Source organism: Pseudomonas chaetocerotis, assembly GCF_015712105.2.
GTDB classification, from domain to species: domain Bacteria; phylum Pseudomonadota; class Gammaproteobacteria; order Pseudomonadales; family Pseudomonadaceae; genus Aquipseudomonas; species Aquipseudomonas chaetocerotis.
The window spans coordinates 169,281-193,449 of sequence record NZ_JACFYX020000003.1 but is presented as its reverse complement, the minus strand read 5'-3'; the positions used below and the strand labels follow the sequence as shown (position 1 = coordinate 193,449).

The window sequence follows — 24,169 nt, the reverse complement described above, 5'->3', positions numbered from 1 at the left end:
CCTCACTCCATCAGGTAGCCGATCTTGTCGGTCAGGCGTTTGATCGAATCTTCGGTGAACAACAACAGCAGGTCGAAGTGGATGGCATGGCCTTCCAGGCTGTAGCTGATCTCCACGGCCAGGGTCTTGCGCCAGCGCTGGCGGTTGACCTGGATCAGCTGGTCGAGACTGGCATGCTGGCCGAGCAACTGCGGGTGGCCCTGGGAGAAGCGTAAGTCGAGTTGCTCGGCGACGCCGGCCAGGCACGCACCGATCAGGATGCTGGCCAGGTCCAGCAGCATTTCCGAGGTTTGTGCTTCGTTCTCCGGTTGCCAGCCGAGCAGGCGCGCCATGTCGTCCACTTCCGAGTCATGGAACAGCAGCAGCGCCTCGCCGGCGATGGCCTCGCCGATGAAGCCCTGGCAGATGGCGCTGAAGCGCTCGCCGCGTTGGGCGTCGAGCAGGGTCATGTGCAGTTCGCTGACTTCGAAGATGTTCACCTGCGGCACCGGCAATTGCACGAACACTCCCAGTACCTTGGCCAGTAGCGCGGCGGCGCGGCCCATGGCGACGTTGCTGACTTCGCGCAGGGCATCGCGGAAGCTGACCTTGAGTTCCGACAGTGCAGCGGCCTGGGCCTGTGCCGCTGGCGTGGCCTGCGGGTCGAACAGCTTCAGGTCGATCAGTGTCTGGCGCAGGATCTCGGGGTCGGCGGGTTTCTTGAGGAAGGCCAGGGCGCCCAGTTCACGTACGCGGCGTACGGCTTCTTCCTGCACGTCGCCGGACACCACGATGACCTGGCTGCTGAGCCCTTCAGCGCGCAGTGCGGCCAGGGTCTGGTAGCCATCGAGCACCGGCATGGTCAGGTCGAGCAGCATGACCTGGCCCAACCCCTGGCGGATCGATGCCAGCGCCTCTTCGCCGTTGCTGGCCTGGCTGAGGGAAACCGGCCACTCAGCCGGCAGCGCGCGGATCAATTGCTTGCGCGCCATGTTGGAGTCGTCACAGACCAGCAGCGGGATCACGGCGGGGAATTACCTGTGTGGGAAGCGCCAATTCTGAGCATAGACGCAGCCACGCGGCGCAGTAGCCCGGATGCAATCCGGGGAATGTCTGGAGGATGCCCCGGATTGCATCCGGGCTACGAATTGCCTATCGCCCGAGCCAGTTCAGCACGCCCCGCGCCGCTACCCGGCCGCTGGCGAAGCAGGCGGTCAGCAGGTAGCCGCCGGTGGGCGCTTCCCAGTCGAGCATCTCGCCGGCGCAGAACACGCCGGGCAGGGTCTTGAGCATCAGGCCGGCGTCCAGCTCCGCGAAGGGCACGCCGCCGGCGCTGCTGATGGCCTCGTCCAGCGGTCGGGTGCGCAACAGGGTGATTGGCAGCGCCTTGATCCAGGTCGCCAGATCGGCTGGTTCGGCAAAGGCTGCGGCCGGCGCCAGTTCACGCAGCAGGGCCGCCTTCACCCCGTCGAGACCGGCCTGGCGATGCAGATGCTTGGCCATCGAGTGTTTACCGCGCGGTTTGGCCAGCGCCTGTTGCAGTTTTGCCAGCGGCATCTGTGGCAGTAGGTCGAGGCTGATCACGGCCTGGCCATCGGCCTCGATGGTGCGGCGCATGTCGGCGGAAAAGGCGTACACCAGGCTGCCTTCGATACCGCCAGCAGTCAGCACGAACTCGCCGACGCGAGGCGCCTGGTCGGGCAGGCTGAGGGCGACGTTCTTCAGCGGCGCACCGGCGAACTTGTCTCGCAGATACTCGCTCCAGCCGGCGACCTCGAAACCGCAGTTGCTCGGTTTCAGCACCGCCACCTCGACACCGCGCGCTTGCAGCAGGGCCGTCCAGGCGCCGTCGGAACCCAGCCGCGCCCAGCTGCCGCCGCCCAGTGCCAGCAGGCAGGCGTCGGCGGCCAGTGCGCGGTCGCCGTCCACACTGGCGATACGCAGGCTGCCGTCATCGTTCCAGCCCAGCCAGCGGCTGCGCGTGTGGATCGTCACGCCCTGCTCGCGCAGGCGGCGCAGCCAGGCGCGCAGCAGCGGCGCAGCCTTCATGTCGGTGGGGAATACGCGGCCGGAGGTGCCGACGAAGGTGTCGATGCCCAGGCCGTGGATCCAGGCGCGCAAGGCATCGGCGTCGAACTCGCGCAGCAGTGCCGCGACTTCGGTCTGGCGCTCGCCATAACGGCCGATGAAGGCGTCCTTGGGCTCGGCGTGGGTGATGTTCATGCCGCCGACGCCGGCCAGCAGGAATTTACGCCCCACCGAGGGCATGGCATCGAACAGCTCCACGCGCACGCCGCCTTGCGCCAGCACTTCGGCAGCCATCAGCCCGGCAGGGCCGCCGCCGATGATGGCGACGTGATGAGCGGTGGGCTGGGTGGCTGTGGTCATGGCGGCAGGATGGTCAGGGGATGGCCGCGTATTCTACCCGAGTGCTCCCTGGCCTTGTCATTTGCTCAGGCTTAGGGCAGGTTCTGGGCGAACCTTTTCGGCTGGAGCCCGTTATGTCCCAGATCTGCCCCGACATCGATCCCGATGGCCTGATCGAATATTCGGTGGTCTACACCGACCGCTCGCTGAACCATATGTCGCAGTCGTTCCAGGGCGTGATGCGCGATATCTCCGCCACCCTGAAACAGGTCTACAACGCCCATGCCGTAGCGATCGTGCCGGGCAGCGGCACCTATGGCATGGAGGCAGTGGCGCGGCAGTTGGCGACCGATCAGACGTGCCTGGTGATCCGCAACGGCTGGTTCAGCTACCGCTGGACGCAGATCTTCGACATGGGCCGGATTCCCGCCGAGGCGCACGTGCTCAAGGCGCGTCCGGTGGCTGACGGCCCGCAGGCGGCCTTCGCCCCGGCGCCGCTGGACGAAGTGCTGACCACCATCGCCGCCGAGAAACCACAGGTGGTGTTCGCCCCGCATGTGGAAACCTCCTCGGGCATGATCCTGCCGGACGATTACCTGCGTGCGGTGAGCGACGCGGTGCACGCCGTCGGCGGCCTGTTCGTGCTCGACTGCATTGCCTCCGGCACCCTCTGGGTGGACATGCAGGCCTGTGGCATCGACGTGCTGATCAGCGCCCCGCAGAAAGGCTGGAGCGCCTCGCCCTGCTGCGCCCTGGTGATGATGAGTGAAGCGGCTCAGGCGCGTGTCGAAGCGACCCAGAGCACCAGCTTCGCCTGCGACCTGAAGAAGTGGCTGCAGATCATGCAAGCCTACGAGCAGGGCGGCCATGCCTACCACGCCACCATGCCCAGCGACGCCCTGGCGCGTTTCCGCGATGCCATGCTCGAGGCCAAGACCCTCGGTTTTGGCAGGGTGCGCGAGCAACAGCAGGAGCTGGGCGACCGGGTGCGTGCGCTTTTGGCTGCGCGTGGTTTCAGGAGCGTCGCGGCCAAGGGCTTCGAAGCGCCGGGGGTGGTGGTTTGCTACACCGACGACGCGCAGATCAAGAACGGCGCCAAGTTCGCCGCCATCGGCCTGCAGATCGCCGCCGGCGTGCCGCTGCAATGCGACGAGCCGGCGGACTTCCAGACCTTCCGCCTCGGCCTGTTCGGACTGGACAAGCTCGGTAACATCGACCGCACCGTGGCAACGCTGGAGCAGGCGTTGGACAAGGTGCTGGCCGGCTGACCTGGGCTGGGTTCGTCAGCGATTCTTCATGGCCTGCAGCGTGTAGCTCAGCGGCAGGCGCTCGGGCCCTGAACGCAGGCGCCATTCGCCGTCTGCGCCCAGCTGCATCTGTCCGGGCAGCGCTTCCCAGGGCACGCAGTCGTGTTCTTCCAGGGCGGTGAGCGTCATACCATGACGCAGCAAAGCCGAGATGATCTCACCCAGGCCGTGATTCCATTCGTGGGTCACGGTGGCGGTCAGCGTCGCATTGGTCTGCACGTAAGTCTGCTCGTCATCCCAGACCAATGGTTCGCGGTGTTCGAAGTACGGATGGGCGATGCGCAGTTCGTCCTCGCACGTCTCGTCCAGGCTCAGCAGAATGGGGTGCGCCTCGCGCAGAAAAAGCCGCCCACCGGGCTTGAGCAGGGCCGAGACGTTCCGCGCCCAATCATCGATGCGGGGCAGCCAGTTGAGGGCGCCGATGCTCGTGTAGACCAGCTCGTAGCGCTGCTCGCCGAGCACGCGTGCGGCGTCGTAGACCGAGGCTTCGACGAAGCGTATGCCCTGCTGGCAGGCCTCAGCCAGGCGCAGTGCCTGCTCCAGCGAGGCGCAGGAAAAGTCCAGGCCGGTGAGCCGCGCGCCCAGGCGGGCCAGTGACAGGGTATCGGTGCCGATATGGCATTGCAGATGGAGTGCCTCCAGCCCTCGGATATCTCCGAGGCGAGGCAGATCGAAGCGCACGACATCGGACAGGTGTTCGGCCGACTCGATGAATGTCTGCACCTGATAGTCGGGCGAGGCTGCGTGCAGTGCGGCGCGTTCGTTCCAGTTGGCCTTGTTCAGCTCGAATGAGTCATCCATGACGCTGTTTCCATTTAGGGATAAAACACGATTATGCCGAGGTATCGTGAGGTGTGCTCGTCAACCCAACCCACGCGCCGCCCACACCTTTGCCGCGCTGTGGTGCAGGATGCCGTGGCGGCGGGCGAGGGCGGCGTGATCCCTGGAGTAGCCGCCGCCGATCACCCCCAGCACCGGAATATCGCGGCCCAGGCAGTGCTGCAGCACGGCTTCGTCACGGGCGGCCAGGCCCGCGTCGGTGAGTTGCAGGTAGCCCAGAGCATCGTCCTTGTGCACATCGACGCCCGCGTCGTAGAGCACCAGGTCCGGCTGATAGATCGGCAGCAGGTAATTGAGTATGTCGTCCACCACCTTGAGGTAATCCTCGTCGCCCATGCCGCGCGGCAGGGGGATGTCCCAGTCGCTTTGAGCCTTGCGTGCCGGGAAGTTCTGCTCGCAATGCAGTGACACGGTAACGGCATCCGGCTCGTCTTCCAGCAGCCGCGCGGTGCCGTCGCCCTGATGCACGTCGCAATCGAAGATCAGTACCCGGTGCACACGGCCCGCTTCGAGGAGGTAGCGGGCGATCACCGCCAGGTCGTTGAAGATGCAGAAGCCCGAGGGGAAGTCGTAGTGCGCGTGGTGCGTGCCACCGGCCAGGTGGCAGGCCAGGCCATGACGCAGCGCCAGTTCGGCGGTCAGCAGCGAGCCGCCCACGGCGCGCACGGTTCGCCGCGCCAGGGCATCGCTCCAGGGCAGGCCGAGGCGGCGCTGGTCTTCATATGACAGCTCGCCGGCCATGTAACGGGCGATGTAGTCCGGGCAGTGAACCAGGGCGAGGATTTCTGCGGAGCACAGCTCGGGGCGTTGCAGCTCGGCATCGGTGGTCAGGCCACTGTCGATCAGGTGATCGCGCAGCAGGCGGAATTTTTCCATGGGGAAACGATGCCCGACCGGAAACGGCGGGCTGTAATCCTCGTGGTAGACCAAAGGTAGCGGCATGGACTAAGTGCTCATCGAATCGACGGCCTATGGTCGCAGCCAATCGAGGCAATCTCCATGCCCCTGATCGAAACCTGCTTCGAGCGACAGCTGACACTCTGCGCTGACGGCCACTCGTCCACAGCGGCGGACGGAGCCAATGCTATGGACGAGTGGCCTGGTGGGCAATGATCCTGGTGCTGTAATCGGTGACCGAACCGAAGTCGCTTCGATGATCACCGTCAGGGCACGGATGACGCGGGCAGGCTTATTCTCCCGGCCACACGCGCATCACGCGATAAGGCGGTTTGCCGCTGTCGGTGCCACCGGTGAAGGCCGGGGTTTTGTATAGCTGATTGACCGAGATATACAGCCAGCCGTCGTGACCGACATGTACGCTGTCCGGCCAGTCCAGTCGGGCGTCGCGTACCAGCGGCTTGAGCGTGCCATCGGTATCGAGCAGGTCGATGCCGTTGTCGTTGAGGTTGGTGAAAAAATGCCGGCCCTTGGCGTCGGTGCCGGCGCCGTCGGAAACGGGCTTGGCCCCGACTCGCTGTATGGCAGCCGCGATTTGCTCGTCGCTGGCGCCGTCACGCAGCAGCTTGCTGGGCAACGAATACCAGGTCTTGCCGTTCATGGCGCCGAAATACAGGGTGGCATGGTCGGCCGACAGGGTGATCGGATTGACCGCCACGTTGGCTGGTTTGCCCTGGAACTGGATTGGCACGCCGCCGATGATCATCCTGGCGTCGGGCTCTGCTTGCAGCGCGGCATGGCCGCTGAAGCGCCGCGTCTTTCCGCTGCTGATTTCCACGGCGATCAGGCCGGGATTGGCAATGTCCGCCAGGTAGATCCAGCCAGCGTTGTCGTCGACGGCTAGATCCTGAATGAAGCTGCCTTTGGGCGCGATATCGGCAGGCAGCTCGATGCGATACAACTCATCGCCAGTCGCAATATCGAAGCCCCACAGACGTGTTTTGCCCAGGTTCAGGCCCATGTCGGTTATCCACAGGCGGTTCTTGCCATCGATGGCGATACCCAGCGGCGTATCGATCTGCGCATCGTTGGCAGCGGCGGTGCCGCGTTGCACCGTGCTGTTGGGCCAGGGCTTGTAGCTGTCGCGGCCGGTGATTTCGATCAGTTGAGCGGCAGCGGGCGCACCCAGGGGATGGACCGTGGCAAACACCCGGTTGTCCGCGCTGGGGGCGACGTTGCCGGGGCGGATCGGTAGTTCGGCGACTACTTCCAGGTCGCCGACCTTGGCTGCAAGGGCCGAGTTGAAGAACGGTATGGAAAGAGCCAGCAGGGTAGCGCTGGCTGCCCGGCGGATGGGGCGAGAAAGAGACGTCATGACAGGTTTCCTGTTGTGCGCTGGGAAAGGCGAATGCGCTACACAAGCGTTATTCGCCGTTGCGGCTGCCTCGGTGATTGATGGCGGCGAATATTCGCCCTGAGGCCGGTAGGCAGTGAGGTCCAGTGTGGCTTTATCAGCAAAGATGAAAAAGACTGGCCAGGTTGAACGTCTTTCAATCGGCGCACGAAAGTCGTCACAGCACGTAGAACAGAATCGCCACGAAGTGCAGCAGGCTGCCGGCCATGACGAACAGGTGCCAGATGCCATGCCAATGGCGAAAGCGACTGTCGTAGGCGAAGAATATGATGCCCACGGTGTAGAGCACGCCGCCAGCCGCCAGCCATGTGAAACCGGTCATGCCCAGGGCGGCGATCAAGGGTTTTACTGCCACCAGTACGATCCAGCCCATCACCGCGTAGATGATCAACGAGAGCACGCGTGCTTCGGAACGGGGTTTGATTTCCTGCAGCATGCCGATCAGCGCAAGGCTCCATACGATGCCGAACAAGCTCCAGCCCCACGGGCCGCGCAAGGTTACCAGACAGAAAGGGGTGTAACTGCCGGCAATGAGCAGGTAGATCGACAGGTGATCGAGTTTTTGCATCACCCGTTTCGCCGGGCCACGCATGCTGTGGTAGAGAGTGGAGATGCTGTACAGCAATAGCAGGGTGACGCCGTAGATGGCCACCGCGACGATCTTCCAGAGATCGCCCGTGGAGCTGGCCAATGCCAGCAGCCATACCGCACCGATGGCTGCAAGCACAGCGCCGATCAGGTGGCTCCAGGCGTTGAATTTTTCTCCGTGGTACATGCTATCTGCGGTCTTCCGTTACGCCTGGCTTTGCCAGACCTTTTCTGCGCGGGTTTTCGTATGACAGCTCGCCAGCCATGTAGCAAGCCCCGTAGTTGGAGGGCGGGGACCTCCGCTGGAGACCGTTCGGGACGATGCAGTTCAGCATCGGTGGTCAGGCCGCTGTCGACCAGATGCTCGCGCAGCAGGCGGGAAAGGCGGGCTGTAAGCGGCTTACAATAAGTGCTCATCGAGTCGACGCCCTATGCTCGCAGCCAATCGAGACAATCGCCATGCCCCTGATCGAAACCTCCACTGAGCGCCTGCTGCTGCGCACCTGGCGCGACAGTGATCTGTCGGCGCTGGTCGCACTCAATGCCGATGCCGAGGTGATGCGCCATTTTCCCGCTCCTCTGGACGCCGAGCAGAGCGCGCACTTGTTGGCGCGCATACGCACGCACTTCGATGAGCACGGTTTTGGCTTCTGGGCGCTGGAGCGGCGCGACACGGGCGAGCTGATCGGCGTCACCGGGCTGGCGCAGGTCGGTTTCGACGCGCCGTTCGTACCGGCGGTGGAAATCGGCTGGCGCCTGGCGCGGGCGCACTGGCGTCAAGGCTATGCCCGCGAGGCGGCGCGCGCTTCACTGGCCGTGGCCTTCGAGCAGCTTGGGTTGGACGAGGTACTGAGCTTCACTGTGCCGGCCAATCTGCCGTCGCAGGCGGTGATGCGTACTCTCGGCATGCAGCGTGACGAGGCCGCCGATTTTCTCCATCCGCGCGTGCCGGCTGGTCATCCTTTGCAACTGCACGTGCTCTACCGAATAAGCCGCGAGCAGTGGGAGGCGCAGCGATGACTGACGTGCTCGCCTACCACCAACTCAGCAAACACGCACCTGAGCGCTTCGCGCCAGGGCCGGGACAACTGGACTGGGCGACCCAGCCAGCGCCCTTTCGCCGTTACGAGGGGGCTCGGCTGATCGAGCTGTACCACCGCCCGCTGGAGGAGGGGCCGGCTTACGACTGCGCTTTCGCCGGAGCGCAAACGCCGCCCGCGCCACTGAATCGAGCCAGCGTCTCGCAACTGCTGTACGACAGCCTGGCCATTTCCGCCTGGAAGGAGGCCGGCGGCAACCGCTGGGCGCTGCGGGTCAACCCGTCGTCTGGCAACCTGCACCCGACCGAGGCTTATCTGCTGCTGCCGCCGGGTGTCGTCGATGAAAGCGGTGTGCTGGCGCATTACGCGCCGGATCTGCATGCGCTGGAGGTGCGCTGTGACCTGCCTGCGCCGCTCGGCCAGCAGCTTGCCAACAGCCTGCCGCCGGGTGGTTGTCTTCTTGGCCTGAGTAGCATTGCCTGGCGCGAAGCCTGGAAGTATGGCGAGCGGGCCTACCGCTACTGTCAGCACGATCTCGGCCATGCCCTGGCTGCGCTGGCCATCGCCGCCAGCGTGCAGGGCTGGCAGGTGCGCATGCTGCATGGCGTGGCCGAAGTGCATCTGGACGGCCTGCTGGGGCTGGATGATGAGGGCTTTCATGAGGCCGAACATGGCGACTGTCTGCTGTGGATCGGCCCGGCGCAGACGATGGAGTTCGCGCTGCCCGAGCCCCTGCTGACCGGGCTGGCGCAGCTTGAGCGGGCCGGGGTGCCCAATCGTCTGTCACGCGATTATCGCCGCTGGCCCGAGCTGCAGCGCATACATGGGCTATGCCGTGCACCGGCACGTCCTCGCGCCGCCTGGAGCGTAGATGTTGCTGCTGTTCGCAATGACAACCCCGGCCTGCCCTTGAGGCCCATCCTGCATCGCCGGCGCAGTGCGCAGAGCATGGACGGCCGCAGCGGTATTCAGGCTGCACTGCTGCTGGCCTGGCTGCGCCGCCTGATGCCGGTGCAATCGCCGGTGCCGTTCGCCGTCACCGGTGAGCCGAGCGAGATCGACCTACTGCTGTTCGTTCATCGTGTGCAGGGCCTGGCGCCCGGTCTGTACTGGCTGGATCGCACGGGCAGCGGCGTGCAGCCGCTGCGCGAGGACTATCTGTGGCAGCGGGTGGACGACGAACTGCCGCTGTACCGTCTGCTCGAAGGCGACGCCCGTGGTCTGGCGGGCTTTCTCAGTTGCGGTCAGGATATTGCCGCCGACGGTTGTGTGGCCCTGGCCATGCTGGCGCGGGTGGAGAGCACTGTTGCCAATGGCAATTGGCGTTATCCCAGGCTCTACTGGGAATGTGGCCTGATTGGTCAGCTGCTCTATCTGGAGGCCGAAGCGGCCGGGCTTTCCGGCACTGGCATTGGGTGTTATTTCGACGATGCTTTGCGGGAATTGCTCGGAGATGCCGACAGCGGCTGGCAAAGTCTTTACCATTTCACCCTTGGCCGCGCTGTATGGGATGAACGTCTGACGTCCCTGCCGGCCTATTCCCAACCGCGATTACCAGACCGTTGAAAAAACGTAGGCGAGGCAGGCAAGACAATACCGATGGCGGCCCCGCAAAAACGACCGAAAGAGCGCAGTTTAGTATACTAAACGAGCATTTTGAGGGCGTTTTTAACGCAGTGTTGCCAACGCAGGTAGTTTTTCAACGTTCTGTTACCCCCTGCACAAGGAGAGACTCCATGACCCAGGTACTCGACGATCTGGTCGCGCTGCTGAGCCTGGAACAGATCGAGGAAAACCTGTTCCGTGGCCGCAGCCAGGATCTCGGTTTTCGCCAGTTGTTCGGCGGCCAGGTGCTTGGCCAATGCATTTCCGCCGCCAGTCAGACGGTCGAGGAAGCGCGCCACGTGCACTCCATGCACGGCTACTTCCTGCGCCCGGGCGATGCCAGCCTGCCGGTGGTTTATCAGGTCGAGCGCACCCGCGATGGTGGCAGCTTCAGCACCCGTCGCGTGGTGGCGGTGCAGAAGGGCAAGCCGATCTTCTTCTGCAGCGCCTCGTTTCAGTATGACGAAGAGGGCTTCCACCATCAGAGTCAGATGCCGGAGGTCCCCGGCCCCGAGGACCTGAAGTCGGAAACCGAGCTGGCGCGCATGGTCGCGCCGATGATTCCCGAGCGCATGCGTGAGCGTGCGATCAGCGACAAGCCTATCGAGATTCGCCCGGTTACCCTGATCAACCCGTTTGCCCCGCAACCCTGCGATCCGGTCAAGTACGTGTGGTTCCGCGCCGCCGGCGAGCTGCCTGACGACCCGCAGCTGCACAAGTACCTGCTGGCTTACGCCAGTGACTTCAACCTGCTGACCACCTCGATGCAGCCCCACGGTGTGTCGGTGTTCCAGAAATTCATGCAGGTGGCCAGCCTTGACCATTCGCTGTGGTTCCACCGCAACCTGCGAATGGACGACTGGCTGCTGTACGCCATGGACAGCCCCTGGGCCGGCAATGCCCGTGGTTTCTCCCGCGCCAGCATTTACAACCGTCAGGGCGAACTGGTGGCCTCCGTCGCCCAGGAAGGCCTGACCCGCGTGCGTGAGGACTGGAAGTGAAGACACTGCGTGAGGTGCGTCACTGGGTGTTCGACATGGACGGCACCCTGACCCTGGCGGTGCACGATTTTCCGGCGATCAAGCGGACGCTGGGCATTCCCCAGGAGGACGACATTCTCCATCACCTGGCGGCGCTGCCGGCGCAGGAGGCCGCGCAGAAGCATGCCTGGCTGCTGGAGCATGAACGCGAGCTGGCGGTGGCCTCGCGCCCGGCACCAGGTGCCATCGAGCTGGTGCGTACCCTGAGCGAGCGTGGCTGCCAGCTCGGTATCCTGACCCGCAATGCTTACGAACTGGCGCTGCTGACGCTGCAGGCCATCGGTCTGGATGACTGCTTCGCCACGGCGGACGTTCTCGGCCGCGATGAAGCGCCGCCCAAACCCCATCCGGGCGGATTGCTGCACCTGGCCGAGCGCTGGCGCGTCAGGCCGCGTGATCTGGTAATGGTTGGCGACTACCGCTTCGACCTGGAGTGCGCCCAGGCCGCTGGCGCGCGCAGCGTGCTGGTCAACCTGTCGGACAACCCCTGGCCGGAGCTGACAGAGTTACATGCGCATGACTGCGCGCAGTTGCTGGCCGAGCTGAGCTGAGGGCGCACCAGCGTGATGCTGTCCATGCCGCGCCGCCCAGGCAGCGCCAACTGCACCCGGATTTCATCCGGGCTACGGTATGCAGCCCGGTCTCGTCAGACCGCGTAAAAAAACGCCCCCGCAAAGACTGCGGGGGCGGCGCGTTGGATAAGGTCGTCCTTGAAGCGGGTCACGCGCGATCAACCTTGTGGGGTGTGGCTCCCCGTATTGCTCCAGCCACCACCCAGGGCCTTGTACAACTCCACTTCGCTGCTGAGCTGGGCCAGGCGGTCGGCGATCAGTTGCTGGCGCACGCTGAACAGCTGACGTTGGGCGTCGAGCAGGGTCAGGTAGCTGTCCACGCCGGTGCGGTAGCGGCGTTCGGCCAGGTCGTAATAGGTCTCGGTGGTTTCCAGCAGGGCACGCTGGGCGTCCAGTTGCTGGCGGTAGGTGGTACGTGCGGCGAGGCGGTCAGCGACTTCCTGGAAAGCCACCTGAATGGCTTTCTCGTACTCGGCGACGCGGATATCGCTCTGCAGTTCGGCATAGTCGAGGTTGGCGCGCAGACGACCGGCGTTGAAGATCGGCAGGCTGATCTGCGGCTGGAACAGCCAGGTACCCGAGCCGCCGTCGAACAGGCCGGACAACTGGCTGCTGGCGGTACCGGCATTGGCGGTCAGGCTGATGCTGGGGAAGAACGCCGCACGCGCCGCGCCGATATTGGCGTTGGCGGCCTTGAGCTGGTACTCGGCCTGCAGCAGGTCGGGGCGACGCTGCAGCAGGTCGGCGGGCAGGCCAGCCGGCACCTGTTCCAGCAGTTCTGCATTGAGCTTCAGCCCCTGCGGCAGATCGGCCGGTAGGCCAGTGCCGAGCAGTTGAGTCAGGGCGTTGCGATCCTGAGCGACCAGGCGCTGGTATTGCGCCAGGCTGACGCGTGCGCTGTCCACCGCGCTGCGTGCCTGGCTCAGGGCCAGGGCATCGGCGACACCGACGTCGAAGCTGCGCTGAGTCAGCTGGTAGCTTTCCTCGAAGGTCTTCAGGGTGTCCCGGGTCAGCTGCAGCAGCGCCTGGTCCGCCTGCCATTGCAGGTAGGCGCTGGCGACGCTGGCGACCAGGCTGATCTGCGTGCTGCGCTGGGCCTGTTCGGTCGCCAGGTACTGCTGCAGGGCCTGCTCGCTGAGGCTGCGGATACGGCCGAAGAAGTCCAGCTCCCAGGCGTTGACGCCCAGTGTCGCGCTGTACTGACCGCTGGTGCGGGCTTCGCCGGTCTGGCTCAGGTCGGCAGGCAGGCGCTGGCGAGTGCCGGCGCCGTCGGCGGAAACCGAAGGCAGCAGGTCGGCACGCTGGATGCGGTACAGCGCGCGATAAGCTTCGACGTTCAGCGCAGCAACGCGCAGGTCGCGGTTGTTTTCCAGTGCCACCTGCACCAGTTGCTGCAGCGCCGGGTCGCGGAAGAACTCGCGCCATTGCAGGTCGGCCGCCGCACGGCGGCCTTCGCTGGCGGCGCTGCCATAGGCTTCGCCTTGCGGCCAGTCGGCGGCCACCGGAGCGTCCGGGCGCTCATAGTCGGGAATCAGGCTGCAGCCGCTGAGCAGAGCGGCGGCCACGGCCAGGGACAACAGGGACTGCTTCATTGCAGTACCTCCTTCTCGTTTTCACGGGTCGGCTCGGGGCGCTTCTTCTCGAAAATCGAGCAGACCACTACGTAGAACAGCGGAATCCAGAAGATCGCCAGGATCATCGCGCTGAGCATGCCGCCGATCACCCCGGTGCCGATGGCGTGCTTGCTGCCGGCGCCAGCACCGCTGGCGATGGCCAGCGGCAGACAGCCGAGGATGAACGCCAGCGAGGTCATGATGATCGGGCGCAGACGCATGCGGCAGGCTTCGATGGCGGCTTCGGCGAAGGTCATGCCCTGCTCGTACTGGGCCTTGGCGAACTCGACGATGAGAATCGCGTTACGCGCCGACAGACCGATGGTGGTGAGCAGACCAACCTTGAAGAACACGTCGTTGGACAGGCCACGCAACTCGGTGAACAGCAGCGCACCGATGATCCCCAGCGGCACCACCAGCATCACCGCGAACGGGATCGACCAGCTCTCGTACAGGGCTGCCAGGCACAGGAACACCACGATGGCGGAGATGACGAACAATGCAGTGGTCTGCGAGCCTGCCAGGCGCTCCTCGTAGGACAACCCGGTCCAGGAGTAGCCGACGCCCTGGGGCAGCTGCGAGGCGATTTCCTCGACGGCGGCCATGGCATCACCGGTGCTGTAGCCGGGCGCCGGAGCACCGAGGATTTCCACCGCCGACACGCCGTTGTAGCGCGCCAGCTTCGGCGCACCGTAGGTCCATTCACCGCTGGCGAAGGCGCTGAACGGCACCATACGGCCCTGATCGTTGCGCACGTACCACTTGTTCAGGTCTTCCGGGCTCATGCGTGCTTCGGACACACCCTGCAGGTAGACCTTCTTCACTCGACCGCGATCGATGAAGTCGTTGACGTAACTGGCACCCCAGGCAATCGACAGGGTGCTGTTGATATCCGCCAGCGACAGGCCGAGGGCACGGGCGCGCTCGTCATCAATCAGCAACTGGTACTGCGCCTCGTCGCGCAGGCCGTTGGCACGCACGCTGTCGAGCACCGGGTGCTGGTTGGCCAGCTGCAGGAACTTGTCGCGTGCCTCGTTCATCACCTGGTGGCCAACACCCGCCTGATCCTGCAGGAAGAAGTTGAAGCCGGTGGCGTTACCCATCTCCATGACCGCAGGCGGGGCGAAGGCGAACACCATCGCATCGCGGAAGCTGAAGAAGTGCATCTGCGCACGTTGCGCCAGCGCGGCTACGCCATTCTCTTCACCCGGGCGTTCCCCCCAGGGCTTGAGCATGATGAAGGCCATACCGGAGCTCTGACCACGGCCGGCGAAGTTGAAGCCAGTGACGGTGAACACCGACTTGACCGTGCTCGCCTCGTCTTCCAGCAGGTATTGGCGCATTTCGTCGACCACCACCTGAGTACGCTCGGCACTGGAGCCGGACGGTGTCTGCACCTGGGCGAAGAGCACGCCCTGGTCTTCCTCTGGGAGGAAGGCGGTGGGGATGCGGGTGAACATCCACGCCATGATGATGACGATCACCAGGTACAGCAGCAGGTAGGGTGCCTTGCGCTTGATCATGCCCGCAACGCCGCGCTGATAGGCATTGCTGCCGCGCTCGAAGGTGCGGTTGAACCAGCCGAAGAAGCCGCGCTTGGCCTCGTGGTGATCGCCGTCGATGGGCTTGAGCAGGGTGGCGCACAGCGCCGGGGTAAAGATGAGCGCCACCAGCACCGACAGAGCCATGGCTGAGACGATGGTGATGGAGAACTGCCGGTAGATCACCCCGGTGGAGCCGCCGAAGAACGCCATTGGTAAGAATACTGCCGAGAGCACCAGGCCAATGCCCACCAGTGCGCCCTGGATTTGCCCCATGGACTTGCGCGTCGCTTCCTTGGGTGACAGTCCATCCTCGCGCATCACCCGCTCAACGTTTTCCACCACCACGATGGCATCGTCCACCAGCAGGCCGATGGCCAGGACCATGGCGAACATGGTCAGGGTGTTGATGGAGAAACCGAACGCGGCAAGGATACCGAAGGTGCCGAGCAGCACCACCGGCACCGCCATGGTCGGAATGATGGTGGCGCGCAGGTTCTGCAGGAACAGGAACATCACCAGGAACACCAGCACGATGGCCTCGAACAGGGTGTGCACCACCCCTTCGATGGAGGCCGAGATCACCGGCGTGGTGTCGTAGGGGAAGACCACTTCCATGCCGGCCGGGAAGAACGGCTCGAGATTGGAGATGGTTTCACGCACTGCCTTGGCGGTATCCAGGGCGTTGGCACCGGTGGCCAGGCGAATCGCCAGACCGGATGCCGGCAGGCCGTTGAACTGCGCGTTGATGGCGTAGTTCTCGCCGCCCAGCTCGACCTTGGCAATGTCACCCAGGCGTACCTGGGAGCCGTCGGCCTGCACCTTGAGCAGAATCTTGCGGAACTCTTCCGGAGTCTGCAGGCGCGTTTTGCCGATGATGGTCGCGTTGAGCTGATTGCCCGGTACCGCAGGCAGGCCGCCAAACTGGCCAGAGGAGACCTGCACGTTCTGCGCCTGGATGGCGCTGCGCACGTCAACCGGAGTCAGCTGGAAGCTGTTGAGCTTGGCCGGGTCGAGCCAGATACGCATGGCGTACTGCGCACCGAACACCTGGAAGTCGCCGACGCCCTTGGTCCGCGAGATCGGGTCCTGCAGGTTGGAGACGATGTAGTCGGACAGGTCTTCGCGGGTCATGCTGCCGTCATTCGACACCACGCCGATGACCATCAGGAAGTTGCGCACCGACTTGGTCACGCGGATGCCCTGTTGCTGGACTTCCTGTGGCAGCAGCGGTGTCGCCAATTGCAGCTTGTTCTGCACCTGAACCTGGGCAATGTCCGGGTTAACCCCCTGTTCGAAGGTCACGATGATTTCCATGCTGCCGTCGGAGTTGCTCGACGAGCTGACATAGCGCAGGCCGTCGATACCGTTGAGCTGCTGCTCGATCACCTGCACCACGGTGTCCTGCACTGTCTGCGCCGAGGCGCCCGGGTAGCTGACCTGGATGGCAACGGCAGGCGGCGCGATGCTCGGGTACTGGTTGATCGGCAGCTTGAGGATGGACAGGCCACCCGCCAGCATGATCACCAGGGCGATCACCCAGGCGAAGATCGGCCGGTCGATAAAGAATCTGGACATTCAGTACTTCTCCGTTAGTCCTGGCCGCTGGCTTGTTCGGCGTCTTGGGCAGGCTGTTCGGTGTTGACGTTGCCGGCCGGCACGGCCTTGACCTCGGCGCCAGGCTGCACGAACTGCAGGCCCTCGGTGATCAGGCGGTCGCCTTCGTTCAGGCCTTCCTCTACCAGCCAGGCACTGCCGGCGGTGCGATCAGCCTTGAGTACGCGCAGTTCAACCTTGTTGTCGGCACCCACCACCATCGCCGTGGGTTCGCCGCGCTGGTTGCGCGTTACACCCTGCTGCGGGGCGAGGATGGCGTTCTGCTTGACCCCGGAGAGCAACTCGGCATGCACGAACATGCCCGGCAGCAGCAGGTGGTCCGGGTTGGGGAACACGGCGCGCAGGGTCACCGAGCCGGTGCTTTCGTCCACTGCCACTTCGGAGAATTCCAGGGTGCCTTCATGGGCGTAGCGGCTGCCGTCCTCCAGTTTCAGCGCGACCTTGGCGGCGCTGTCGCTGGCTTTCTGCAGGCGACCATCGGCCAGGTCTCGGCGCAGACGCAGCAGTTCCTTGCTCGACTGGGTGACGTCGACGTAGATCGGATCGAGCTGCTGGATGGTGGCCATGGCGCTCGCCTGGCCGTTGCTGACCAGCGCACCTTCGGTCACCGCGGAGCGGCCAATGCGACCGCTGATCGGCGCCATCACTCTGGTGTAGCGCAGGTCGATGCGCGCCTGCTCCAGTGCGGCGTCAGCCTGCAGGGCGGCGGCGCGCGCTTCGTCATAGGCCTGTTGGCTGACGGCCTTGTCGGCGACCAGCAGTTTGTAGCGATCAGCCAGGGACTTGGCGGAAAGCTGCGTAGCCTGGGCGCTCTTGAACGTGGCTTGGTAGGTGGCTGGGTCGATCTGGTACAGCTGCTGACCCGCCTTGACCTCGCTGCCTTCGGTGAACAGGCGCTTCTGAATGATGCCGTTGACCTGTGGGCGCACCTCGGCGATGCGATAGGCGCTGGTACGGCCTGGCACTTCACTGGTCAGTGCAAAGGGTTTGGCTTCGAGCGTGACCACTCCGACTTGCGGGGTTTGCTGGGTCTGTGGGGCGCTGGATTCCTGGCAGCCGGTGAGACTGAGCATTGCCACGGCGATGGCGGAAACCAAGACAGCGAAGGCTGGCTTCGAGTGCATCTGAGAACCTCGTTTTTATCGAATCATGGCCCAAGGGGCGAAGGGGACGAAGGCAGGGGAAAAAATCGATGCAGGAATATACTTACGTACGTGAATGTTTGTAAATGCCTAAAGCTGCCTGCATACTCTCGCCCGTCCTTCCTTACCGAAGGGTTACGGCAAAGCGACAGTAGGTGACAGATGGCCAGAAGAACCAAAGAGGAAGCGCAGGCGACGCGAGTGCAGATACTCGATGCCGCCGAGCGGGTGTTCCATGCCCAGGGCGTTTCCCGTGCCTCTCTGGCGGAAGTGGCGAAAGAAGCCGGCGTCAGCCGCGGCGCCATCTATTGGCATTTCGAGAACAAGATCGACCTGTTTCAGGCGATGCTCGAACGTCTGCGCCTGCCGCTCGAGGAACTGGCGCGTGCCAGCGAGAGCGAGGACGAGCCGGACCCACTGGGCTGCATGCGTGAATTGCTGATCAAGGCGCTGACGCGCCTGGCTTGCGAGCCACAAACTCACCGCATCCATGACATCCTGCGTTACAAATGCGAATACACCGGTGAGCTGCTCGGTCTGCGCGAGCGCATGCAGGCGCTGAGCCTGGAGTGCGATCAGCGTATCGCCAAGGCGCTGAGCAACGCGGTCAACAAGGGCCAGCTGCCGAGCGATCTGGACTGCGCGCGCGCCGCCGTCTGTCTGCATGCCTATATGGAAGGCATCGAGTCGAACTGGTTGCTGGTGCCCAACTTCGACCTGGCGCAGCAGGCGCCGGCACTGGTCGACACCGCGTTGGACATGCTGTGCAGTCCGGCGTTGCGCCTGATGACGGGCGGCCAGGTGCCTGACGAGAGGTAGGGTGCGCCGCGCGCCCCAAGGGCGAGCCCGTTGTTTTCCGGTGCGCACAGCACACCCTACGTCGTCGCAGTCGGCGCTGAGTTCAGCTCGCCTGGCGTTGCGCGGGCCAGTCAGGCAGGCTGTGCGGCGCCCGCAATCGTGCCTGCAGCCTGGCGACGAACTGGTGCGCCTCTGCTTCGCTGCGAAAACTCACACAGTGTTGATCCAGGCGAACCTGCCACAGGCATTCGCCGCCCTGACTCTGTGCTTGGACGACAATCTTCATACTGATCACCTCCTTGGAGCGGCGGCGAGTCGTCGCCGCTACTTGGGGAGCGTCAGGATAGTCCGCTTGCGTGACCCTTTTCTGATCTGGGTCAAATAGCCGATCAGCATGACGGCCGCTTCGCGATAAGCGGTACCGCGAAGGCAGCGTGACAGGGGCAGGCGAGGCGGCAGAAGCAGAGAGGTAGGGTGCGCCGTGCGCATCAGGTGCTAGCCGGTTTTTCGGTGTGCACAGCGCACCCTACGACATCGTAATCAGGGCTGAGATTCAATCTGTAGGGTGGGCCGGGCGGCATTCCGCTTCAGCCCACCACACCGGCTCACCAGATGCGACCCAGCCCCGCATCGCGCCTCAGAACCCTTCGAGCACGATCTTGCCCTTGGCCTTGCCACTCTCCAGCAACGCATGGGCACGACGCAGGTTGGTGGCATTGATGGTGCCGAAGTGCTCACCTAGGGTGGTCTTGATCACGCCGCTGTCGACCAGATCGGATACTCGTTCCAGCAGACGATGCTGCTCGATCATATCTTCGGTCTGGTACAGAGAACGGGTGAACATCAGCTCCCAGTGCAGTGACAGGCTCTTGCGCTTGAGTTGCATCACGTCCAGTGGTTGCAGCGGGTCGTCGATCAGCGCCAGGCGCCCCTGCGGCTCCAGGGATTCGACCAGCTGTGCGTAGTGCTGGTCGGTCTGGGTGAGGCTGGCGACATGGGTGACCTGGCCGATGCCAATGCGCGCCAGTTCCTCGCTCAGCGGCTTGCTGTGATCGATCACATGATGTGCGCCCAGCTCACGGACCCAGGCCTGGGTTTCCGGGCGCGAGGCGGTGCCGATGACGGTCAGGCCGGTCAGGCGACGTGCCAGTTGGGTGAGGATCGAGCCCACACCGCCGGCGGCGCCAACGATCAGCAGACTCTGGCCCTGATCGGTCGAACCCTCGGCAACCTGCAGGCGCTCGAACAGCAGTTCCCAGGCGGTGATGGCGGTCAGTGGCAGGGCCGCAGCTTCGGCGAACGACAGGCTATTGGGCATATGGCCAACGATGCGTTCATCGACCAGATGCAGTTCGCTGTTGGCACCGGCACGGTCGATGGCTCCGGCGTAAAACACCCGGTCGCCGGGCTGGAACAGGCTGACCTCGCTGCCCACGGCCTTGACGATGCCGGTCGCATCCCAGCCCAGCACCTTGGCGGCGCCGTTCTCCGGTTTGACGCCGAGGCGGATCTTGGTATCGACCGGGTTGACCGAGATGGCCCGAACCTCGACCAGTAGATCGTGCGGGCCCGCAGTGGGGTCGGTCAGCTGTACGTCCTGCAGTGCTTCGGGATGGTCGGCAGGCAGGGATTGGTAGTAAGCGACAGCTTTCATGGAAATGGTCCTCTGTGAGATATCAGGCAAGGGGTTGCAGCGATAGCAGATCGATGCCCGTAAGCCGCTCGCCGAATGCGTTGGTGAAATATGGAAAGTGCGGCGCTGCGCGATGCTGATCCAATGCCTCCGCGTCGCGCCATTGTTCGTTCATCACGAACGGGTGCGGGTCCAACTTGTTGCGGTGCAGCGCATACTGCAGACAGCCCGGCTCTGCGCAGGTGGCCGTGACCAGGCGTTGAAGGCCTGCGGCCACTGCCTCGGCATGACCTGGCAGGGCCTTGATGGTGGCGACCGGTGTGAGAGCAGTGGTCATGGCTGGCTCCGGTGGAGTGTTGGAGCCATGCTCGTTTATTTGTGTGGCAAGAAAAAGCGGCGGGTAATAGAGTCTCTTTCATCATTATTTTGAAAGTGAGCGGCCATGCTGCGTTTCGACGACCTGCAACTCTTCGTGCGTACCGCCGAAACCGGCAGCCTGTCCGCTGCGGCGCGCCAGCTGGATGTATCGCCAGCGGTCGCCAGCGCCGCCCTCAAACGTCTGGAGCAGCAACTGCAGGTGCGCCTGCTGGCGCGTTCGACGCGCAGTCTGCGCCTGACGCCCGAGGGCGAGCTGTATCTGGTGCACGCCCGGCTGGCGTTGCAGAGCTTGGAGGAGGGACGTCAGCAACTGGTCGGCAGTCAGGAGGGTATTTGCGGCGTATTGCAGCTTTCTGCGCCCTCGGATCTGGGGCGTAACACGCTGTTGCCCTGGCTCGACGAGTTTCAGGGCGAGCATCCGCAACTGCAACTGCGCCTGCTGCTGGCAGACCGGGTGACCGACCTGTTTCGTGAGCCGGTGGATATCGCCTTGCGCTACGGCGCACCGGAGGATTCAAGCCTGGTGGCACTGCCGGTGGCAGCGGACAATCGTCGGGTGCTCTGCGCTTCACCTTCCTACCTCGCCCGGCACGGTTCGCCGCAGAGCGTGGAGGAGCTGCATCAGCACAACTGCCTGCTCTATATGCTGCATGGTCGCGCGCATGATCGCTGGCGCTTTCAGGACGGCAAACGCGAAGTGCTGATGAACGTCGCGGGCGACCGGGTTTGCGACGATGCCGATGTCACTCGACGCTGGGCCGTGGCCGGGCGAGGTGTGGTGTACAAGTCCTGGCTGGATGTCGCCGAAGACGTTCGCGAAGGACGCCTGCAGGTGCTGCTGCCGAACTGGCTGGGCGAGCCGACGCCTTTGTATCTGGTGTGTGCGCACCGTGCTCAGCTGAGCAAGGCGGTGCATCTGCTGCGCGAATTCGTGCAACTACGCTGCCAGCGTTTGCTGGACGCTGCGCCATGGAGTCAGCACTCGACGCGATAATGCCCTGAGGCACGGTGGTGGTGGTGCGTTACAAACCGGCTGCCTGCAACTGTTCGCCTGATGCAAGTCAGTGCGGCCCCGAAGTGGCGAGTGGCTTTCATGCGTGTCTACCCATTGCCTGCCGGTACTGCTGCGGGGTAAAGCCGGTGAGTTGCTTGAACTTTCGGCTGAAGGCGCTGTGGTCGGTGTAGCCGCATTGCAGGGCGATATCGGTGATGGGCAGATCGGTCAGCAGCAGACCATGGGCATGCTCAAGTCGGGCCTTGCTGATCATCTGTCGGGGCGTGAGATGGAAGACGCGTTTGCAGTAGCGCTCCAACTGGGCGACGGACAGCCCGGCGATCTGCGTCAAGGCTTCCAGGGTGATGGTTTCGTGGAAATGCTGACGAATGTGTTCGTCCACGGCGGCCAGGCGCTCGTAAGCCGGGTGGCTGGCGCTGACCGACTGCAGGTCCACGGAGATGCCTACCAGCCCGATGATGCGCCCGTCGCGATCATGCAACGGGCGCTTGTGCGTCAGGCACCAGCCAGGTTCGCGGCTGCCGTAGAGATGCAGCTCCAACTGGTCTTCCAGCATCTGGCCTTGTTGCAGAACACAGCGATCCTGCTCGGTGTAGCCGGGGCCGAGCTGGGCGGGGAAGACCTCGGCACTGGTCTTGCCCAGCAGGGGGCGCAGGTCCTTCAGCCCGCAGCGCTGAACCAGGGTGCGGTTGGCCAGCAGGTAGCGCGCCCGGGTGTCCTTGATGAAGATCACCGCATTCGGGATCGCATCCAGCATGGGCAGCAGCAACCTGGCGCTGCCCAGTAACTCTTCCATGTTCTTCGGACGCGTCTGCTCGCTCTGCGCGAACAGGACACCGAGCGCGTTTCGCGACATTTTCCTTTCTCCGGCGGTGGGTCTGTTGACGACCGTCCGGCAGGTTGCCCCACGGCCATGGCTGCTGTCGAGAGGCACTCGGCGACATCGCACGGGTGGGGCGCGTTGTGCCGATTTCGTCATGGTGGCCGGGGAAAAGTATCAAGCCCAGGCACGCTTCGCCGGGCCAATCTATGGCCGCTGCAGATGTCGGGAGGCCTTTGGCCCGGCTTCTGGCGGGTGCCTGAATCGTCTCCGAATCAAGACACTGCAGCAGACTCTCTCCAGCCCATCCAAAACATACAAGAGGGCGGCACCATGTCTGGAAAGTTCAAGAAACAACTGTCTCTGACGGACCTCACCTTCATTGGCCTGGGGGCCATCTTCGGTTCCGGCTGGCTGTTCGCTGCCAGCCATGTATCCGCCATTGCCGGTCCGGCAGGCATCATCTCCTGGTTTCTCGGCGGCTTTGCAGTGCTGCTGCTGGGCATCATCTATTGCGAGCTGGGCGCGGCGCTGCCACGTGCCGGTGGAGTGGTGCGCTACCCCGTGTTTTCCCATGGTCCACTGCTGGGCTACCTGATGGGATTCATCACGCTGATCGCCTTTTCCAGCCTGGTGGCGATCGAGGTGGTGGCGGCACGTCAGTATGCAGCGGCCTGGTTTCCTAGCCTGACCCAGTCGGGCAGCAGTAATCCGACGCTGCTTGGCTGGCTGCTGCAATTCGCATTGCTGTGCCTGTTCTTCTGGCTCAACTACCGCAGCGTGAAAACCTTCGCCCGCGCCAACAACCTGGTCAGCGTATTCAAATTCATCGTGCCACTGCTGGTCATCGGTGTGCTCTTCACCTTCTTCAAACCGGCCAATTTCCAGGTACAGGGCTTCGCGCCGTTCGGGCTGTCGGGCATCGAGATGGCGGTGTCGGCCGGCGGCATCATCTTCGCCTACCTGGGGCTGACGCCGATCATTTCGGTGGCCAGCGAGGTCAGGAATCCGCAGCGCACCATTCCCATCGCGCTGATCCTCTCGGTGCTGCTCTCCACGGCTATCTATGTCCTGCTGCAGGTCGCGTTCCTGGGCGCCGTGCCGACCGAAATGCTGGCCAACGGCTGGGCCGGTATCTCCAAAGAATTCGCCCTGCCATACCGCGACATCGCGCTGGTACTCGGGGTGGGCTGGCTGGCCTATCTGGTGGTCGCCGATGCCGTGGTTTCGCCCAGTGGCTGCGGCAACATCTACATGAATGCGACGCCGCGAGTGATCTATGGCTGGGCGCAGACCGGCACTTTTTTCCGCATATTCACTCGCATCGACGAAGCCTCTGGCATTCCGCGTCCGGCACTGTGGCTGACCTTCGCCCTGTCGGTGTTCTGGACCCTGCCATTCCCCTCCTGGGAAGCGCTGATCAATGTGGTGTCCGCCGCGCTGGTACTGAGTTATGCGGTCGCGCCGGTCACGGTGGCTGCGCTGCGCCGCAATGCGCCGGACATGCCGCGGCCGTTTCGTGTGCGTGGCCTGGCGGTGATGGGCCCGCTGTCCTTCGTGATTGCCGCGCTGATCGTCTACTGGTCCGGCTGGGGCACCGTGTCCTGGCTGTTGAGCCTGCAGATTGCGATGTTCGTGATCTACCTGCTGTGCCGCCGCTTCGTGCCGACCGAGCACCTGAGCCTTGCCCAGCAGGTGCGCTCGTCCGCCTGGCTGATCGGCTTCTACGCCGTGACGCTGCTGCTTTCCTGGTTGGGCAGCTTTGGCGGACTGGGTGTGCTCGCTCATCCCTACGACACCCTCAGCGTGGCGCTCTGTGCCTTGGGCATTTACCACTGGGGCGCTGCTACCGGGGTGCCAGCCGAGCTGATTCGCCTGAGCGGCGAGGACGAAAGCGAGGCGGATGATGACGTCGATGTGGTGCCTGCCTCGACGCTGTTCCCCAGCCGCGCCTAGTCGCCAT

Annotated in this window: 21 protein-coding genes and 1 pseudogene; 8 read left to right on the top strand and 14 right to left on the bottom strand. The window is 64.1% G+C overall.

Annotated elements, in window-relative coordinates; translation table 11 throughout:
* Positions 1–2 precede the first annotated feature (2 nt).
* Complete coding sequence (locus H3221_RS07140; RefSeq protein ID WP_196473497.1) at positions 3–1,004, bottom strand: response regulator; 1,002 nt, start codon at positions 1,002–1,004, stop codon at positions 3–5.
* Positions 1,005–1,131: 127 nt separating this feature from the next.
* A complete protein-coding gene (locus tag H3221_RS07135) occupies positions 1,132–2,367 on the bottom strand; it encodes a TIGR03862 family flavoprotein (RefSeq protein WP_196473498.1) in 1,236 nt (411 codons plus the stop codon).
* Positions 2,368–2,480: 113 nt separating this feature from the next.
* Here H3221_RS07135 and H3221_RS07130 point away from each other — a divergent pair, with 113 nt between their 5' ends.
* Positions 2,481–3,614, top strand: a complete 1,134-nt coding sequence (locus H3221_RS07130) for an aminotransferase class V-fold PLP-dependent enzyme (RefSeq protein ID WP_196473499.1) — start codon at positions 2,481–2,483, stop codon at positions 3,612–3,614.
* Between the two features lie 15 nt (positions 3,615–3,629).
* On the opposite strand, the gene H3221_RS07125 is transcribed toward H3221_RS07130, so the two are convergent.
* The 5 genes and pseudogenes from H3221_RS07125 to H3221_RS07105 form a co-directional block, all read right to left on the bottom strand.
* Positions 3,630–4,454: a class I SAM-dependent methyltransferase gene (locus tag H3221_RS07125; protein WP_196473500.1), complete on the bottom strand. Its 825-nt coding sequence runs from the start codon at positions 4,452–4,454 to the stop codon at positions 3,630–3,632.
* 60 nt (positions 4,455–4,514) lie between these two features.
* Positions 4,515–5,435, bottom strand: a complete 921-nt coding sequence (locus tag H3221_RS07120; protein WP_196473501.1) for a histone deacetylase family protein — start codon at positions 5,433–5,435, stop codon at positions 4,515–4,517.
* A gap of 247 nt (positions 5,436–5,682) precedes the next feature.
* On the bottom strand, positions 5,683–6,765 hold the full coding sequence (locus tag H3221_RS07115; RefSeq protein WP_196473502.1) for an L-dopachrome tautomerase-related protein: 1,083 nt from the start codon (positions 6,763–6,765) through the stop codon (positions 5,683–5,685).
* A gap of 196 nt (positions 6,766–6,961) precedes the next feature.
* Positions 6,962–7,579 (bottom strand): PAQR family membrane homeostasis protein TrhA, encoded by a 618-nt coding sequence (gene trhA / locus H3221_RS07110; RefSeq protein ID WP_196473503.1) that lies wholly within the window; start codon positions 7,577–7,579, stop codon positions 6,962–6,964.
* A gap of 34 nt (positions 7,580–7,613) precedes the next feature.
* Positions 7,614–7,770: pseudogene (locus tag H3221_RS07105) on the bottom strand (histone deacetylase); the annotation flags it as partial.
* Between the two features lie 81 nt (positions 7,771–7,851).
* On the opposite strand from H3221_RS07105, the gene H3221_RS07100 reads away from it, so the two are divergent.
* The 4 genes from H3221_RS07100 (at position 7,852) to H3221_RS07085 (ending at position 11,628) form a co-directional block, all read left to right on the top strand.
* Complete coding sequence (locus H3221_RS07100; RefSeq protein WP_196473504.1) at positions 7,852–8,412, top strand: GNAT family N-acetyltransferase; 561 nt, start codon at positions 7,852–7,854, stop codon at positions 8,410–8,412.
* Positions 8,409–9,998, top strand: a complete 1,590-nt coding sequence (locus H3221_RS07095; RefSeq protein WP_196473505.1) for a SagB/ThcOx family dehydrogenase — start codon at positions 8,409–8,411, stop codon at positions 9,996–9,998. Before H3221_RS07100 ends, H3221_RS07095 begins: the two co-directional genes overlap by 4 nt.
* A 170-nt stretch (positions 9,999–10,168) precedes the next feature.
* Complete coding sequence (gene tesB, locus H3221_RS07090) at positions 10,169–11,038, top strand: acyl-CoA thioesterase II (RefSeq protein WP_196473506.1); 870 nt, start codon at positions 10,169–10,171, stop codon at positions 11,036–11,038.
* Positions 11,035–11,628, top strand: coding sequence for an HAD family hydrolase (locus tag H3221_RS07085; RefSeq protein WP_196473507.1), 594 nt, complete (start codon positions 11,035–11,037; stop codon positions 11,626–11,628). The genes tesB and H3221_RS07085 overlap by 4 nt, the downstream gene beginning before the upstream one ends.
* Positions 11,629–11,807: 179 nt before the next feature.
* Here H3221_RS07085 and adeC read toward each other — a convergent pair whose 3' ends face one another.
* The 3 genes from adeC to H3221_RS07070 are packed head-to-tail and all read right to left on the bottom strand — an operon-like array spanning position 11,808 to position 17,544.
* Positions 11,808–13,241, bottom strand: a complete 1,434-nt coding sequence (gene adeC / locus H3221_RS07080) for an AdeC/AdeK/OprM family multidrug efflux complex outer membrane factor (RefSeq protein WP_196473508.1) — start codon at positions 13,239–13,241, stop codon at positions 11,808–11,810.
* Entirely contained in the window at positions 13,238–16,381 is a 3,144-nt protein-coding gene (locus H3221_RS07075; RefSeq protein WP_196473509.1) for an efflux RND transporter permease subunit, read from the bottom strand. The genes adeC and H3221_RS07075 overlap by 4 nt, the downstream gene beginning before the upstream one ends.
* 14 nt (positions 16,382–16,395) lie before the next feature.
* Positions 16,396–17,544 carry an efflux RND transporter periplasmic adaptor subunit gene (locus H3221_RS07070; RefSeq protein WP_196473510.1) on the bottom strand — a complete coding sequence of 383 codons (1,149 nt, stop codon included), beginning with the start codon at positions 17,542–17,544 and terminating at the stop codon, positions 16,396–16,398.
* 180 nt (positions 17,545–17,724) lie between these two features.
* Here H3221_RS07070 and H3221_RS07065 point away from each other — a divergent pair, with 180 nt between their 5' ends.
* Positions 17,725–18,381: a TetR family transcriptional regulator gene (locus H3221_RS07065; protein ID WP_196473511.1), complete on the top strand. Its 657-nt coding sequence runs from the start codon at positions 17,725–17,727 to the stop codon at positions 18,379–18,381.
* A gap of 82 nt (positions 18,382–18,463) precedes the next feature.
* Here the strand turns inward: H3221_RS07065 and H3221_RS07060 are convergent, their stop codons facing one another.
* The 3 genes from H3221_RS07060 to H3221_RS07050 all read right to left on the bottom strand — a co-directional run bounded on the left by H3221_RS07060 (position 18,464) and on the right by H3221_RS07050 (position 20,330).
* Positions 18,464–18,646, bottom strand: a complete 183-nt coding sequence (locus H3221_RS07060; RefSeq protein WP_196473512.1) for a hypothetical protein — start codon at positions 18,644–18,646, stop codon at positions 18,464–18,466.
* Between the two features lie 351 nt (positions 18,647–18,997).
* Positions 18,998–20,014 (bottom strand): zinc-binding alcohol dehydrogenase family protein, encoded by a 1,017-nt coding sequence (locus H3221_RS07055; protein ID WP_196473513.1) that lies wholly within the window; start codon positions 20,012–20,014, stop codon positions 18,998–19,000.
* 22 nt (positions 20,015–20,036) lie between these two features.
* The gene (locus tag H3221_RS07050) at positions 20,037–20,330 is read right to left on the bottom strand and encodes a putative quinol monooxygenase (RefSeq protein WP_196473514.1); all 294 of its coding nucleotides are present in this window, start codon (positions 20,328–20,330) and stop codon (positions 20,037–20,039) included.
* 105 nt (positions 20,331–20,435) lie between these two features.
* On the opposite strand from H3221_RS07050, the gene H3221_RS07045 reads away from it, so the two are divergent.
* Complete coding sequence (locus tag H3221_RS07045; RefSeq protein ID WP_196473515.1) at positions 20,436–21,365, top strand: LysR family transcriptional regulator; 930 nt, start codon at positions 20,436–20,438, stop codon at positions 21,363–21,365.
* A gap of 97 nt (positions 21,366–21,462) precedes the next feature.
* Here the strand turns inward: H3221_RS07045 and H3221_RS07040 are convergent, their stop codons facing one another.
* On the bottom strand, positions 21,463–22,242 hold the full coding sequence (locus H3221_RS07040; protein ID WP_196473516.1) for an AraC family transcriptional regulator: 780 nt from the start codon (positions 22,240–22,242) through the stop codon (positions 21,463–21,465).
* A 297-nt stretch (positions 22,243–22,539) separates the two neighbouring features.
* Between H3221_RS07040 and H3221_RS07035 the strand changes: the two genes are divergently transcribed.
* On the top strand, positions 22,540–24,162 hold the full coding sequence (locus tag H3221_RS07035) for an APC family permease (protein WP_196473517.1): 1,623 nt from the start codon (positions 22,540–22,542) through the stop codon (positions 24,160–24,162).
* Positions 24,163–24,169: the final 7 nt, after the last annotated feature.

Excerpts from the sequence above, each read along its gene's own strand:
- H3221_RS07075 (WP_196473509.1), bottom strand. The coding sequence starts at position 16,381 with ATGTCCAGATTCTTTATCGACCGGCCGATCTTCGCCTGGGTGATCGCC.
- H3221_RS07065 (WP_196473511.1), top strand. The coding sequence starts at position 17,725 with ATGGCCAGAAGAACCAAAGAGGAAGCGCAGGCGACGCGAGTGCAGATA.
- adeC (WP_196473508.1), bottom strand. The coding sequence starts at position 13,241 with ATGAAGCAGTCCCTGTTGTCCCTGGCCGTGGCCGCCGCTCTGCTCAGC.
- tesB (WP_196473506.1), top strand. The coding sequence starts at position 10,169 with ATGACCCAGGTACTCGACGATCTGGTCGCGCTGCTGAGCCTGGAACAG.
- H3221_RS07055 (WP_196473513.1), bottom strand. The coding sequence starts at position 20,014 with ATGAAAGCTGTCGCTTACTACCAATCCCTGCCTGCCGACCATCCCGAA.
- H3221_RS07115 (WP_196473502.1), bottom strand. The coding sequence starts at position 6,765 with ATGACGTCTCTTTCTCGCCCCATCCGCCGGGCAGCCAGCGCTACCCTG.
- H3221_RS07135 (WP_196473498.1), bottom strand. The coding sequence starts at position 2,367 with ATGACCACAGCCACCCAGCCCACCGCTCATCACGTCGCCATCATCGGC.
- H3221_RS07130 (WP_196473499.1), top strand. The coding sequence starts at position 2,481 with ATGTCCCAGATCTGCCCCGACATCGATCCCGATGGCCTGATCGAATAT.
- H3221_RS07070 (WP_196473510.1), bottom strand. The coding sequence starts at position 17,544 with ATGCACTCGAAGCCAGCCTTCGCTGTCTTGGTTTCCGCCATCGCCGTG.
- H3221_RS07045 (WP_196473515.1), top strand. The coding sequence starts at position 20,436 with ATGCTGCGTTTCGACGACCTGCAACTCTTCGTGCGTACCGCCGAAACC.
- H3221_RS07040 (WP_196473516.1), bottom strand. The coding sequence starts at position 22,242 with ATGTCGCGAAACGCGCTCGGTGTCCTGTTCGCGCAGAGCGAGCAGACG.
- H3221_RS07100 (WP_196473504.1), top strand. The coding sequence starts at position 7,852 with ATGCCCCTGATCGAAACCTCCACTGAGCGCCTGCTGCTGCGCACCTGG.
- H3221_RS07095 (WP_196473505.1), top strand. The coding sequence starts at position 8,409 with ATGACTGACGTGCTCGCCTACCACCAACTCAGCAAACACGCACCTGAG.
- H3221_RS07060 (WP_196473512.1), bottom strand. The coding sequence starts at position 18,646 with ATGAAGATTGTCGTCCAAGCACAGAGTCAGGGCGGCGAATGCCTGTGG.
- H3221_RS07035 (WP_196473517.1), top strand. The coding sequence starts at position 22,540 with ATGTCTGGAAAGTTCAAGAAACAACTGTCTCTGACGGACCTCACCTTC.
- trhA (WP_196473503.1), bottom strand. The coding sequence starts at position 7,579 with ATGTACCACGGAGAAAAATTCAACGCCTGGAGCCACCTGATCGGCGCT.
- H3221_RS07125 (WP_196473500.1), bottom strand. The coding sequence starts at position 4,454 with ATGGATGACTCATTCGAGCTGAACAAGGCCAACTGGAACGAACGCGCC.
- H3221_RS07050 (WP_196473514.1), bottom strand. The coding sequence starts at position 20,330 with ATGACCACTGCTCTCACACCGGTCGCCACCATCAAGGCCCTGCCAGGT.
- H3221_RS07120 (WP_196473501.1), bottom strand. The coding sequence starts at position 5,435 with ATGCCGCTACCTTTGGTCTACCACGAGGATTACAGCCCGCCGTTTCCG.